The sequence below is a fragment of the uncultured Bradyrhizobium sp. genome, from assembly GCF_936943645.1.
Classification (GTDB): domain Bacteria; phylum Pseudomonadota; class Alphaproteobacteria; order Rhizobiales; family Xanthobacteraceae; genus Bradyrhizobium.
In genome coordinates, this window is sequence record NZ_CAKZJO010000026.1 from 1 (window position 1) to 12,358 (window position 12,358).

At 66.6% G+C, this 12,358-nt stretch carries 12 protein-coding genes; 9 read left to right on the forward strand and 3 right to left on the reverse strand.

What is annotated here, in order from left to right:
* The 5 genes from Q0743_RS03450 to Q0743_RS03470 form a co-directional block, all read left to right on the forward strand.
* A partial coding sequence (locus tag Q0743_RS03450) for an ABC transporter ATP-binding protein (RefSeq protein WP_298240194.1) occupies nucleotides 1-872 on the forward strand: 872 nt, incomplete at its 5' end.
* Between the two features lie 16 nt (nucleotides 873-888).
* Complete coding sequence (locus tag Q0743_RS03455; protein WP_298240195.1) at nucleotides 889-1,068, forward strand: DUF4089 domain-containing protein; 180 nt, start codon at nucleotides 889-891, stop codon at nucleotides 1,066-1,068.
* A 7-nt stretch (nucleotides 1,069-1,075) separates the two neighbouring features.
* Complete coding sequence (locus Q0743_RS03460) at nucleotides 1,076-2,473, forward strand: AtzE family amidohydrolase (protein ID WP_298240196.1); 1,398 nt, start codon at nucleotides 1,076-1,078, stop codon at nucleotides 2,471-2,473.
* Nucleotide 2,474: 1 nt separating this feature from the next.
* Nucleotides 2,475-2,867: an oxalurate catabolism protein HpxZ gene (hpxZ, locus tag Q0743_RS03465; protein WP_298240197.1), complete on the forward strand. Its 393-nt coding sequence runs from the start codon at nucleotides 2,475-2,477 to the stop codon at nucleotides 2,865-2,867.
* Nucleotides 2,868-2,871: 4 nt separating this feature from the next.
* The gene (locus tag Q0743_RS03470) at nucleotides 2,872-3,594 is read left to right on the forward strand and encodes a GntR family transcriptional regulator (protein ID WP_298240198.1); all 723 of its coding nucleotides are present in this window, start codon (nucleotides 2,872-2,874) and stop codon (nucleotides 3,592-3,594) included.
* Between the two features lie 173 nt (nucleotides 3,595-3,767).
* Here the strand turns inward: Q0743_RS03470 and atzF are convergent, their stop codons facing one another.
* Both atzF and Q0743_RS03480 read right to left on the reverse strand, forming a co-directional pair.
* The gene (gene atzF / locus Q0743_RS03475) at nucleotides 3,768-5,585 is read right to left on the reverse strand and encodes an allophanate hydrolase (protein ID WP_298240199.1); all 1,818 of its coding nucleotides are present in this window, start codon (nucleotides 5,583-5,585) and stop codon (nucleotides 3,768-3,770) included.
* Nucleotides 5,586-5,779: 194 nt separating this feature from the next.
* The gene (locus Q0743_RS03480; protein ID WP_298240200.1) at nucleotides 5,780-6,280 is read right to left on the reverse strand and encodes a MarR family winged helix-turn-helix transcriptional regulator; all 501 of its coding nucleotides are present in this window, start codon (nucleotides 6,278-6,280) and stop codon (nucleotides 5,780-5,782) included.
* A gap of 192 nt (nucleotides 6,281-6,472) precedes the next feature.
* On the opposite strand from Q0743_RS03480, the gene Q0743_RS03485 reads away from it, so the two are divergent.
* Nucleotides 6,473-8,323, forward strand: a complete 1,851-nt coding sequence (locus tag Q0743_RS03485) for a feruloyl-CoA synthase (protein ID WP_298240201.1) — start codon at nucleotides 6,473-6,475, stop codon at nucleotides 8,321-8,323.
* A gap of 534 nt (nucleotides 8,324-8,857) precedes the next feature.
* Here the strand turns inward: Q0743_RS03485 and Q0743_RS03490 are convergent.
* Nucleotides 8,858-9,364 carry a MarR family winged helix-turn-helix transcriptional regulator gene (locus Q0743_RS03490; protein WP_298240202.1) on the reverse strand — a complete coding sequence of 169 codons (507 nt, stop codon included), beginning with the start codon at nucleotides 9,362-9,364 and terminating at the stop codon, nucleotides 8,858-8,860.
* 83 nt (nucleotides 9,365-9,447) lie between these two features.
* Here Q0743_RS03490 and Q0743_RS03495 point away from each other — a divergent pair, with 83 nt between their 5' ends.
* The 3 genes from Q0743_RS03495 (at nucleotide 9,448) to Q0743_RS03505 (ending at nucleotide 12,284) form a co-directional block, all read left to right on the forward strand.
* Complete coding sequence (locus Q0743_RS03495; protein ID WP_298240203.1) at nucleotides 9,448-10,668, forward strand: cytochrome P450; 1,221 nt, start codon at nucleotides 9,448-9,450, stop codon at nucleotides 10,666-10,668.
* A gap of 12 nt (nucleotides 10,669-10,680) precedes the next feature.
* On the forward strand, nucleotides 10,681-11,004 hold the full coding sequence (locus Q0743_RS03500) for a 2Fe-2S iron-sulfur cluster-binding protein (protein WP_298240204.1): 324 nt from the start codon (nucleotides 10,681-10,683) through the stop codon (nucleotides 11,002-11,004).
* A gap of 68 nt (nucleotides 11,005-11,072) precedes the next feature.
* On the forward strand, nucleotides 11,073-12,284 hold the full coding sequence (locus tag Q0743_RS03505; protein ID WP_298240205.1) for an ABC transporter substrate-binding protein: 1,212 nt from the start codon (nucleotides 11,073-11,075) through the stop codon (nucleotides 12,282-12,284).
* Nucleotides 12,285-12,358 lie beyond the last annotated feature (74 nt).

Below are 12,358 nucleotides of genomic sequence, written 5' to 3' on the forward strand. Positions count from 1 at the left end.
ACCCCGACCCTCTCCCCGCAAGCGGGGAGAGGGAGAAGGACCAGCCCCTCCTCCTCATCGAAAAGCTGGTCAAGGAATACCCCCGCCAGGGCGCCACGGCGACGCTTGGCAAACTGTTCGGCCGCAAGCCGCCGGTGGAGCCGGACGTGTTCCGCGCCGTCGACGGCATCAGCTTCTCGATCGGCCATGGCGAGAGCGTCGGCCTCGTCGGCGAGTCCGGCTGCGGCAAATCGACCACGTCGATGATGGTGATGCGGCTCCTGGACCAGACCTCCGGTCTGATCCAGTTTGACAGCGAGGACATTGGCGGCATCGCGCCTGCCGCCTTCGCGCGCCTGCCGCAGCGCAGTCGCATCCAGATGGTGTTCCAGGACCCGACCGACAGCCTCAACCCGCGCTTCACGGCCGCGCGCGCCATCGCCGACCCCATCATGCAATTGGGCGACATCAGGGGCCGCGACGCGCTGCGCGCCCGCTGCGAGGAACTGGCCACCATGGTCGGCCTGCCGCACAATCTGCTGGACCGTTTCCCGCACCAGCTCTCCGGCGGCCAGAAGGCCCGCGTCGGCATCGCCCGCGCCATCGCGCTGCACCCAAAGCTCGTCATCCTCGACGAGCCGACGGCGGCGCTGGACGTGTCGGTGCAGGCGGTCGTCCTGAACCTGCTGCAGGACCTCAAGGCGCGGTTAGGTATGAGCTATCTGTTCGTCTCGCATGATTTGAATGTGGTGCGCTTGCTGTGCGATCGTGTCATTGTGATGCGGACGGGACGGATCGTCGAGGAGGGCTCTTCCGAGCAGGTCCTCAGCGATCCCAAGGACGACTACACCAAGGAGCTGCTGACGGCGATCCCGCATCCGCCGTTGCATTGAGTGTTTGGGACGTGTGATGGCCGAGCCGCTGGACGATTATATCGACGCCGTATCGAAAGCGCTGGCGCTGCCGGTGGAGGAGGCCTTCAGGCCCGCGGTACGCGCCAATCTCGAAGTCTCGCTGCGGCTCGCCCGCCTGGTCGACGAATTCGTGCTGCCGGACGAGACCGAGCCGGCGCCGATCTTCACGGCGTGATGCTGTCATGACCGCCAAGCCAGAGATGACGGCCGCCGAGATCGCGAGCGCGGTCGCAAGCCGCAGGATGTCCGCGCTCGATGCCACCGAAGCCGCGCTTGCGCGCATCAAGCAGCACGACGGTGTCCTCAATTCCTTCACCGACGTCACCGCCGATCGCGCCCGCGCCAAGGCGCGCGCCGTCGATGCCGACATCGCCGCCGGCAAGGACGTCGGCCCGCTCGCCGGCGTGCCCTTTGCGGTGAAGAACCTGTTCGACGTCGCCGGGCTGCCGACACGCGCGGGCTCGAAGATCAACCGCGACCTCGCGCCCGCCAAGCGCGACGCAACGCTGATCGAGCGCATGGAGGCCGCCGGCGCCGTGCTCGTCGGCGCGCTCAATATGGGCGAGTACGCCTATGATTTCACCGGCGAGAACATTCATGACGGTCCCTCGCGCAATCCGCATGACACGACGCGGATGACCGGCGGCTCCTCGGGCGGTTCGGGCAGCGCCGTCGGCGGCGCGCTGGTGCCGATCGCACTCGGCTCGGACACCAACGGCTCGATCCGCGTGCCGTCCTCGTTCTGCGGCATCTTCGGCCTGAAGCCGACCTATGGAAGGCTATCGCGGGCGCGCTCGTTCCCGTTCGTGGCGAGCCTCGATCATCTCGGCCCGTTCGCGCGCTCGACCACCGATCTCGCGCTCGCTTATGACGCGATGCAGGGCGAGGATGCGGACGATGCCGCCTGCACCACGACACGCGGCCTTGAGCCGACGTTGCCGCTGCTGGCCAATCCGGTCTCGGATCTGCGCATTGCCATCGCCGGCGGTCATTTCCAGAAGAACGTGTTTCCGGAAGCGGTCGAGGCCGTCAGCCGCGTCGCCAAGGCGCTGGGCGCAACGAAGGTGGTCGACGTGCCCGAAGCCGCGCGTGCCCGCGCGGCGGCCTATGTCATCACCACCACCGAAGGCGCCTCGCTGCATCTCGATCGCCTGCGCAAGCGGGCGAACGATTTCGACCCCGCCGTGCGCGACCGCCTGATCGCGGGCGCGATGGTGCCGGCTCCCATGGTCGACCGCGCGCAGAAATTCCGCCGCTGGTATCGCGCGCAGCTCGCCGAGATTTTCAGATCGGTCGACGTGCTGCTGGCGCCGGCAACGCCCTGCACCGCACCGAAGCTCGGCCAGGTCAATTTCAATCTCGACGGCGTCGAGCTGCCGGTCCGCGCTAATATCGGCATCCACACCCAGCCGATCTCCTTCATCGGTCTTCCGGTGGTCGCGGTTCCCGTGCCGCTCGAGCCGCTGCCGATCGGCGTGCAGATCATTGCCGCGCCCTGGCGCGAGGACATCGCGCTCCGCGTCGCCTACGCGCTGGAAAAGATGGGCGTGGCCGCCGCGCCCGCTCCGAGAGGAATCTGAAATGGAGATCGATCTCCCCGACGTGATCGCGGAAGTCAAAGCCGCGTTCGATCGCTATGAGCAGGCCCTCGTCAGCAACGATGTCGCCGTGCTCGGCGAGCTGTTCCGCAACGATCCCCGCACGCTGCGCTACGGCATCGGCGAGAACCTCTACGGCTACCAGGCGATCTCCGGCTTCCGCGCCGCCCGCTCGCCGGTCGGCCTCAACCGCCGCACCGCCAAGACGGTCATCAGCAGCTATGGCCGCGACACCGCCGTGGCCTCCACATTGTTTTATCGCGATACGGCGCCCGGCAAGGTCGGCCGGCAGATGCAGACGTGGATTCGCTTCCCCGAGGGCTGGCGCGTCGTCGCCGCCCATGTCAGCATCATCGACGAGCCGAAAGAGACCTGATCGCATGACGCTCGACGACTTTCCGCAAGGCACGTTGCCGGCCGAGCCGGTGGTGCCGCGCGTCGACCGTCCCTCACCCTCGGTGCAGAAGATCACGCGCGCCGAGGAGCTTCGCCTGCAGCTCGCCGACGAGATCGTGCGCGGCGCGCTGGCGCCCGGCGCGCCCCTGGACGAGACCGACATCGCGCGACGCTTCAACGTCTCGCGCACGCCGGTGCGTGAGGCGCTGCGCCAGCTCGTGGCGAGCGGCCTCGTCGAAGCGCGCGCCCATCGCGGGGCGGTGGTGGCGCAGCCCTCGGTCGATCGTCTCAAGAGCATGTTCGAGGCGATGGCGGAGCTGGAAGCGCTGTGCGCCGGCCTTGCCGCCGAGCGAATGGCAGCGAGCGAGCGCCACGCCCTCGAAGCCATTCACGAGGAGCTGCGGGTGCTGAGCTACACCGGCAATCCCGATCGCTTCCACGAGGTCAACGAGCGCTTCCACAACGCGATCTATGCGGGATCGCAGAACGGCTACATCGCCGAGATCACGCTGGCGACCCGCGTCCGCGTGCAGCCGTTCCGCCGCGCCCAGTTCCGCAACCTCGGCCGTCTCGCAAAGTCGCAGGCCGAGCACGACCGCGTCGTCGTCGCCATCATGCGCGGCGACAAGCAGGGCGCTGCCGCTGCGATGCGCGCGCACATCGAGCTGGTGCGCGGAGAGTACGAGATTTACGCAGTGTCGGTGTAGGGCGGTTCTGCCGCTACATACTCGCTGTTGTCCCCGCGGACGCGGGGACCCATAACCACAGGGAGTAGTTGTGGCGCGAAGCTCTCAACTCCGAGTCTTCGCCAAACTACTCCCTGTGGTTATGGGTCCCGGATCTGCGCTTCGCTTGTTCGGGACGACAGCGGAGTGAAATTTCACCCCGCCTTCTCCGCCATGAACTTCCGCCATCCCCCAAATGCGGTGATATCCCGCGCATCGCCCAGCACCTCGGGCTCGACCAGAAATCCTTTCACGCTGCGGCCATCGGCGAGCCGCAGCGTGCCGATCGCCATCGGCGCCGGAATCGCATTGACGAACTTGCCGAAGGCCGATGGCGACAGCAACCAGATCTCCAGCTCGATCGACGCACCCGTGCCGGCCGCGACGCGCAGCAGGCCGGGCTTCGGCGGCGTGGTCTTCAGCGCATAGAGTTTGTAGTCCGGCGCTGTCCTGGTCGCCTCGAGCAGCTTTGCGTCCAGCGCCGTCAACTCGCCGTTCAGCACCATGCCGGACAGATGCGCGCCGACCACGGCGATCGGGATCTCGTCGCCATTGCTTGCCGGCAACGGCGCGAGCGGCGCCTGCGCGGTGCCCTTCGCGCCGAGACTGAGCTTCGTGTCGGCATGGAAGACGCGGCCGATGCTGGCGAGCATCGCATCGCGCCCCGCGGGCGCCAGCAGCGTGATGCCGAACGGGATGCCGTCGGCGCGCATCGAGGCCGGCAGCGCGAGGCCGCACAGGTCGAGCAGATTGACGAAATTGGTGTAGGTGCCGAGCCGACTGTTGAGCTCGATCGGATTGGCGAGCACCTGCTCGGTGGTGTAGGCCGTCGGCGCGGTCGGCAGCACCAGCGCGTCGATATCGGCAAAGGTGCGCTCGGCGATCTTGCGCAGGCCCTGCAAACGATACAACGCCGAGAAAGTATCGGCTGCGGTCAGCCGCGCGCCGGCCGCGGTGATCTCGCGCGTCACCGGATGAATCGTGTCAGGCGCGGAGGCGAGCAGGTCCTTGATCACGAGGTAACGCTCCGCGACCCACGGGCCCTCATAGAGCAGCCGCGCCGTCTCGTAGAACGGTTCGAGGTCGAACTCGATCAGCGTTGCACCAAGCGCAGTCCAGCGCTTCAACGCGTCGGCATAGGCGGCTTCCGCTTTCTTGTCGCCGAAGAAGATCAGTTGTCCGTTGCGCGGCACGCCGAGGCGCAGCTTTGCAGGCAAGGGCGTGATCGCGCCCAGCGGCCGGTCGCGCGAGAATGGATCGGTCGGGTCCGGCCCCGCCATCACCGACAGAGCGAGCGCAGCATCATCCACCGTCAGCGCGAACACCGAGATGCAGTCCAGCGTGCGGCAGGCCGGCACGAGCCCCGTATTCGAGATCATACCAAGGCTCGGCTTCAGCCCGACGATGTTGTTGAGCATCGCCGGCACGCGGCCGGAGCCGGCGGTGTCGGTGCCGAGCGAGAGCGGCACCAGCCCCGCACCCACGGCCACCGCCGAGCCCGAGCTCGATCCGCCGGGAATGAGATCCTCGCGGATGGAGTTCCTCGGAATACCATAAGGCGAGCGCACCCCGACGAGGCCGGTCGCGAACTGGTCGAGATTGGTCTTGCCGATGATGATGGCGCCGGCAGCGCGAAGGCGGGCGACCGCGGTGGAATCACGGGCCGGCGTGGTGGAGAAGGCCGGGCAGGCCGCCGTGGTCGCAAAGCCCAGCGCGTCGATGTTGTCCTTCACCGCGACTGGTACCCCGTAGAGCGGCAGGCCGGCAGCATCCGCGCGCGCGGCGAGTTTTTCGGCCTCCGCGACCGCATCCGTCTCGTCGCGCAGGCTGATGAAGACGGCGGGATCGCTGTGGTTGCGGATGCGCTGATAGGTCCGCGCGATCGTCTCGGCCGGCGTCAGCGTCCCCGCGCGATGCGCGGCCACGATCGCGGCGATCGTTTCAGGCTGCTCAGCCCCCATCTCAGCCCTCATGACGACAAAACTCCGGCAATTCGTCTTCGCCCGGAGTGAAGCAAGCGATGTGCCATTGTGTACAATGACCGGGCAGAACGAATACGCGAGATATTATCGCGTAATCAGTGGCTTGTGAGTCATTTCGGCCGGCTTTCGGCTGGTGGCGTCAACGCCCTGCGTCGGGCATTTGCCCAATTTGCGGGCAGTCGAGCTCAGGTGAAGCCCGCGAGGATCCGGAGCAGGTGGGCGCGGTTTTCCTTGCCGATCTTCGCCTCGACATGCCGCTCGTGCTCGGCGGCGAGCCGCTTGAATTTCGCCAGCGCGGTCTCGCCGTGCGCGGTGAGATGCAGCGCATGGGAGCGCCGGTCCGCCTTCGACTTGACCCGCTTCACATATTTGCGCTGCTCGAGGCTGTCGAGCAGATGCACCAGCCGGGCGCGCTCGATGCCGAGGCGCTTGGCCACGGCCATCTGCGACAGGCCCGGATTGGCGCCGATCACCGTCAGCACCGAATATTGCGTCGGCCTGATCTCGACATCGCCGAGCGTCCTGATGAAGTCCTGGAAGATCCAGATCTGGAAGCGCCGCACGGCATAGCCGGCGTGCCCGACCAGCGCGTCGAGGCCGACGTCGTCGGCGACGTCGCGGACCGCCGCGCCGTTGCCGGCGCGCTTGCGCGGGGAAGCTCCGGTCTCGCGCGATGTCGTTCTCACCCGATTTCTCTCCCTGCAACGGCTGCCTTCGCCTCTCCTCGCAAGCGGGGAGAGGGAGAAGAGATTAGCGCTTCAGGACGCCCCGCGAAAGATTGTTGTTGACGACAACAATTGTCGTGCCCAACATTATGGCCAAGCCAGCCCGGCACGAGGCTGCGGCCCTATCCCGGTTCCGGGCGGAGGAGGAAACACATGACAGTCGCCCCACGCGGTGACGTTGCCGGCTTGTTCGCAAGCCCGCGCACCGTCGCAGAACATCGCGCCGACGGCAGCATCGTGCTTCGCTCGCCCGAGCCCTTGGACAACAGCGCGCGCTGCGTCGGCGACTGGCTGGAGCATTTTGCGCGGCAGACGCCGGATGCGATCTTCCTTGCGGAGCGGGGCAATATCGATGCGCCCTGGACCACCGTCAGCTATGCGCAGGCGCTGCGGAAAGTGCGTGGCGCAGCGTCGTGGATTCTGGCGCAAGGCCTCAGCGCGGGGCGCCCGCTCGCGATCCTCTCCGACAACAGCGTCGATCACGCGCTGCTCGCGCTGGCCGTGCAGCATGTCGGCGTGCCGTCGGCCGCGATCTCGCCGGCCTATTCGCTGATGTCCAGGGATTTCGAGAAGCTGAAGAGCATGATCGCGCTGCTCGAGCCGGGTGCGATCTATGTCTCCGCGACCGGGCCGTTCGCGGCCGCGCTCGCCGCAATCAAGCCTCTGCACGATGCGCGGATCATCAGCGGCAATGCTGACGATGCCGATGCGCTTTCCTTCCATTCGGTTGCGGCGACGCCCGAGACGCCCGACGTCGCAACAGCTTTCGCCGCGGTGACGCCTGACACGATCGCGAAATTCCTGTTCACCTCGGGCTCGACTGGTGTGCCGAAGGCCGTCATCAACACCCAGCGCATGCTGACATCGAGCCAGCAGGCCAAGGCGCAGACCTGGACCTTCCTGCAGCCCGGCCGCGGCGATCTCGTCATCCTCGATTGGCTGCCCTGGAGCCACACTTTCGGCGCCAACCACAATTTCAATCTCGTGCTGCGCAACGGCGGCTCGCTCTATATCGACGGCGGCAAGCCTGCGCCGGGTCTGTTCGCGACCTCGCTCGCCAATCTCAGAAGCGTGATGCCGACGGTCTATTTCAACGTGCCGCGCGGCTTCGACATGCTGATCGCGGCGCTGCGCGGCGACGAGGAACTCTGCCGCCGCTTCTTCAGCGAGGTGAAGTTCGCCTTCTACGCCGGCGCAGCGCTGCCGCAGAATCTCTGGGACGCGCTCGAAGAGCTCTCGATCAAGACCGTCGGCCGTGCGCTGCCGATGGTCTCGGCCTGGGGCTCGACGGAAACCTCGCCGCTTGCGACCGATTGCCACTTCCTCGCCGAGCGCTCCGGCAATATCGGCGTGCCGATTCCGGGCACCGAACTGAAGCTGGTCACGTCAGGCGACAAGCTCGAGGTGCGCGTTCGCGGCCCCAACGTCACACCGGGCTATTGGAAGGCGCCCGAGCTGACCCGACAGGCTTTCGACGAGGAGGGGTTTTATCTGATCGGCGATGCCGTGAAGCTTGCCGACGATGCGCGGCCGGAGCGCGGCCTGTTTTTCGACGGCCGCGTCGCCGAGGATTTCAAGCTCAATTCCGGCACCTGGGTCAGCGTCGGCACGCTGCGCGTCGCCGGCATCGCCGCACTCTCGCCGCTGGCGCAGGACATCGTGGTGTCAGGTCATGGCGGCGACGAAGCACGCTTCCTGGTGTTTCCGAACATCGCGGCTTGCCGCGCCCATGCCGGCCTGCCCGACACGGCTGATGTGACCGAGGTGCTCGCACACGACAAGGTCAGGACCGCCATCGTGCAGGGGCTGGCGAAACTGAAGCAGCAGGGTCCCAATTCCTCCGGCCATGCCACCCGCGCGCTGCTGCTCGCCGAGCCGCCCTCGGTCGACGGCGGCGAGATCACCGACAAGGGCTACATCAACCAGCGCGCCGTGCTGACGCGGCGCCCTGATGCGGTGATGCGGTTGAACGACGATGCGTCGGGTGCGTGGATCGGGTTGTAACTGCAAAATGACCGCACTCGTTGCTCCCGTGCCCCGGACGCGGCGCAGCACGCAGTGATGCGCTGCTGAGCCGGGGCCCATCTCTCGTCGTGCGCGGAGTCGCATGGGTCCCGGCTCGGCGCAGCAGCGTTTCACGCTGCAGCGCGTCCGGGACACGGCTTCAAGCTCGCTTGTTTCCACATCGTCATTGCGAGGAGCTCTTGCGACGAAGCAATCCAGGCTGCCGCCGCGGAAAGACTCCGGATTGCTTCGCGGAGCCTGTCATCGGGCCGCGCTTTGCGCGGACCCGTTGGCTCGCAATGACGGGGATGGAGACGCAGTCCCCCCAATAAGCCAGCCATCCTGCCGCAATATATTTCTGATTCTTTTGTTGCCTAAGCAACTAATCTGTGCGAACCGTTCCAGACCAGGACGACGGCGGGGAAACCGCTGCGTTCGATCTCGGAGGAAACGATGCTCGGCAGGAAGGGTGCCGCGGGCAAACGCTGGCGCATGTCCGGAGGCGGCGACAGGACGCGGCCGCAGGGCGGCGCGTCAGGTGTAACTGCTGTCCGTCACGGCGCCGAGATTCTCGTGCAGCCGGCGCAGCAGGTCGATCAGCACTTCGCGCTCGCTCTTGTCGAGGCACGACAGCAGCCGCCGCTCGCGTTCGAGCGCGGCGACGATCACCTTGTCATGGGTGGCGCGGCCCTTCGCCGTCAGCGAAATCGAATGAGTGCGGCCGTCATTGGGGTCGGTGCGGATCGAGACCAACCCGCGCTTCTCGAGCCCCGCCAGCGTCCGGCTCACCGGTCCCTTGTCGAAGCCGATGACGTGGCAGATGCGCGAGGCCGGAATGCCGGGCTCGATCGCCAGCAGCGACATGATCCGCCACTCCGTGACGTTGACGCCGAATTCCCGCTGGTAGAACGCGGTGGCGCTGTTCGAGAGCTTGTTGGCGATGAAGGTGACGAACGCCGGGACGTAACGGTCGAGATCGAGCGTCGGCCCCGCATCATTGGGCGCAGGCTTTTGGCGGGATCTGGGCAGGGACGGCGGCATAGCGGGGTTCTGACTCGCGGCGGGCCCGGAGACCTAAGGGCATGCGCCGCCCTTGCACAAGATCAAAATGAGGGAGGTCTCCCATGACCGCATCCGGCACTCCGGCATCGACGGGACCTGCGTCCGTCCCGCATCTCGACGTCGATCCGTTCGACATGGCGTTCTTCGCCGATCCTTACCCCACGCATCAGCGGCTGCGGGAGGCGGGGCCGGTGGTCTATCTCGACAGGTGGAATGTCTACGGCGTGGCGCGTTATGCGGAGGTCCATGCCGTCCTGAACGATCCCGCCACCTTCTGCTCCAGCCGCGGCGTCGGCCTGTCCGACTTCAAGAAGGAGACGCCGTGGCGGCCGCCGAGCCTGATCCTGGAGGCCGATCCGCCCGCGCACACCCGCACCCGCGCCGTGCTGTCAAAGGTGCTGTCGCCGACCGTGATGAAGCAGGTGCGCGACCGCTTTGCGGCGGCGGCGGAGGAACGGGTGGACGCGCTGCTGGATCAGCGCAGCTTCGATGCGATCACCGATCTTGCGGAGGCCTACCCGCTCTCGATCTTTCCGGATGCGCTGGGCCTGAAGCCGGAGGGACGCGAACATCTCATTCCCTATGCCAGCGTGGTGTTCAATGCGTTCGGCCCGCCGAACGAGCTGCGCCAGCAGGCGATCGCGCGCTCGTCGCCGCACCAGGCCTATGTCGCCGAGCAGTGCCAGCGCGACAACCTCGCACCCGGTGGCTTCGGCGCCTGCATTCATGCGCAGGCCGACGCGGGCGCCATCACGGCCACCGAGGCACCGCTGCTGGTGCGCTCACTGCTCTCGGCCGGCCTCGACACGACAGTCAACGGCATCGGTGCCGCCGTCTATTGCCTGGCGCGCTTTCCCGAGCAGTGGCAGCGCCTGCGCGATGATCTGACGCTCGCGCGCAACGCCTTCGAGGAGGCCGTGCGCTTCGAAAGCCCGGTGCAGACCTTCTTCCGTACCACCACGCGCGAGGTCGAACTGTCAGGCGCGACGATCGGCGAGGGCGAGAAAGTGCTGATGTTCCTCGCCGCCGCCAACCGCGATCCCCGGCGCTGGGATCAGCCCGACAGCTACGACATCACCCGCCGCACCTCCGGCCATGTCGGCTTCGGCTCGGGCATCCACATGTGCGTCGGCCAGCTCGTCGCCCGCCTCGAAGGCGAGGTGATGCTGACCGCCCTGGCGCGCCGCATCGCCAGAATCGAGATCACGGGCGAGCCGAAGCGCCGCTTCAACAACACGCTGCGCGGGCTCGACAGCCTGCCCGTGACTATCACCCCGGCCTGACGAGGAGCTTTGATGCCTGCCATCACCTTCATCCATCCCGACGGCAAGTCCGAGCACGTCGAGACTTCAGGCGGCGAGAGCGTCATGCAGGCCGCGACCCGGCATGGCCTGGACGGCATTCTGGCCGAGTGCGGCGGCAACGCCATGTGCGCGACCTGCCACGTCTATGTCGACGAGAGCTGGCTCGCGCGCCTGCCCGCGGTGGCCGGCGACGAGGACGCGCTGCTCGACGGCACCGCGGCCGAGCGGCTGCCGAACAGCCGGCTGTCCTGCCAGATCAATATCACGCCCGAACTCGATGGGCTCGTGCTGAAGCTGCCGGAACGGCAGGTCTGAATCTTAAGCAAGTCCGATTTCTCGATGCGCCGGCAACGACCGGCAACCAACAAACAGGGGAGGGAATGATGAAGCACTTGAAGTGGACGCTCGCGCTGGCCGCGAGCCTGGTGGCCGGCGCGGCGAGCGCCGAGATCTCGGACAATGTCGTGCGTATCGGCGTGCTCAACGACATCTCCGGCATCTTCCAGGACACCAACGGCATGGGCTCGGTGGAAGCCGCGCGCATGGCGGCGGAGGATTTCAACGGCGGGGCTAAGGGCATCAAGGTCGAGATCGTCTATGCCGATCACCAGAACAAGGCCGATGTCGGCAACGCCATCGCGCGCAAATGGCTGGATGTCGAGGGCGTCGACGCCATCGTCGACGTGCCGAACTCGGCCGTTGGGCTCTCCATCAACACGCTGCTGCGCGACAGCCGCATGACGTTCCTGGCCTCGTCGACCGCAAGCTCGGATCTCACCGGCAAGGCCTGCTCGCCCAACACCATCCAGTGGGTCAACGACACCTGGGCGACCGGCAACACCACCGCGGCCGCCATGGTCTCACGCGGCGGCAAGGACTGGTATTTCCTGACGGTCGATTTCGCGCTCGGCAAGGGCATTGAATCTGAGGCGCAGAAATACATCGAGGGACACGGCGGCAAGGTGATCGGGTCGTCAAAGCATCCGCTCGGCACGTCCGACTTCGCCTCCTTCCTGCTGCAGGCGCAGAGCTCGAAAGCGCAGGTGATCGGGCTTGCCAATGCCGGCGGCGACACCATCAACGCCGTGAAGCAGGCGGCCGAATTCGGCATCCAGCAGAACGGCCAGAAGCTCGTCGCCTTCCTGCTCTTCATCAACGACGTCCACGGCATGGGCATCAAGGTCGCGCAGGGCCTGCAGTTGATGGAAGCCTTCTACTGGGACATGAACGACGACACCCGCGCCTTTGCAAAACGCTTCGCCGCGCGTCCCGGCATGAACGGCAAGATGCCGAGCGGCAACCAGGCCGGCGTCTATGCCTCGACGCTCGCTTATCTCAACGCGGTCGCTGCGACCGGCAGCGACAACGCCAAGGACGCCGTGCCCGAGATGAAGAAGTTCAAGGGCAAGGACAGACTGTTCGGCGACACCACCATCCGCCAGGACGGCCGCGTCGTGCATCCCATGTATCTGTTCGAGGTGAAGAAGCCGGAGGAGTCGAAATATCCATATGACTATTACAAGCTGGTCTCGACGATTCCGGCGGATCAGGCGTTTCGGCCGCTGGCGGAGGGCGGGTGTGAGCTGGTGAAGTAGGGGCGGCGTGCGTGGCTCTCTCTTACCCTCCCCTGGAGGGGTCCGGGACGAGCGTAGCTCGCCCGTGGTCGATC

Bases quoted from the DNA above. Each gene is read 5' to 3' on its own strand.
- Q0743_RS03455 (WP_298240195.1), top strand. From the start codon at position 889: ATGGCCGAGCCGCTGGACGATTATATCGACGCCGTATCGAAAGCGCTG.
- Q0743_RS03460 (WP_298240196.1), top strand. From the start codon at position 1,076: ATGACCGCCAAGCCAGAGATGACGGCCGCCGAGATCGCGAGCGCGGTC.
- hpxZ (WP_298240197.1), top strand. From the start codon at position 2,475: ATGGAGATCGATCTCCCCGACGTGATCGCGGAAGTCAAAGCCGCGTTC.
- Q0743_RS03470 (WP_298240198.1), top strand. From the start codon at position 2,872: ATGACGCTCGACGACTTTCCGCAAGGCACGTTGCCGGCCGAGCCGGTG.
- atzF (WP_298240199.1), bottom strand. From the start codon at position 5,585: ATGAGGGCTGAGATGGGGGCTGAGCAGCCTGAAACGATCGCCGCGATC.
- Q0743_RS03485 (WP_298240201.1), top strand. From the start codon at position 6,473: ATGACAGTCGCCCCACGCGGTGACGTTGCCGGCTTGTTCGCAAGCCCG.
- Q0743_RS03490 (WP_298240202.1), bottom strand. From the start codon at position 9,364: ATGCCGCCGTCCCTGCCCAGATCCCGCCAAAAGCCTGCGCCCAATGAT.
- Q0743_RS03495 (WP_298240203.1), top strand. From the start codon at position 9,448: ATGACCGCATCCGGCACTCCGGCATCGACGGGACCTGCGTCCGTCCCG.
- Q0743_RS03500 (WP_298240204.1), top strand. From the start codon at position 10,681: ATGCCTGCCATCACCTTCATCCATCCCGACGGCAAGTCCGAGCACGTC.
- Q0743_RS03505 (WP_298240205.1), top strand. From the start codon at position 11,073: ATGAAGCACTTGAAGTGGACGCTCGCGCTGGCCGCGAGCCTGGTGGCC.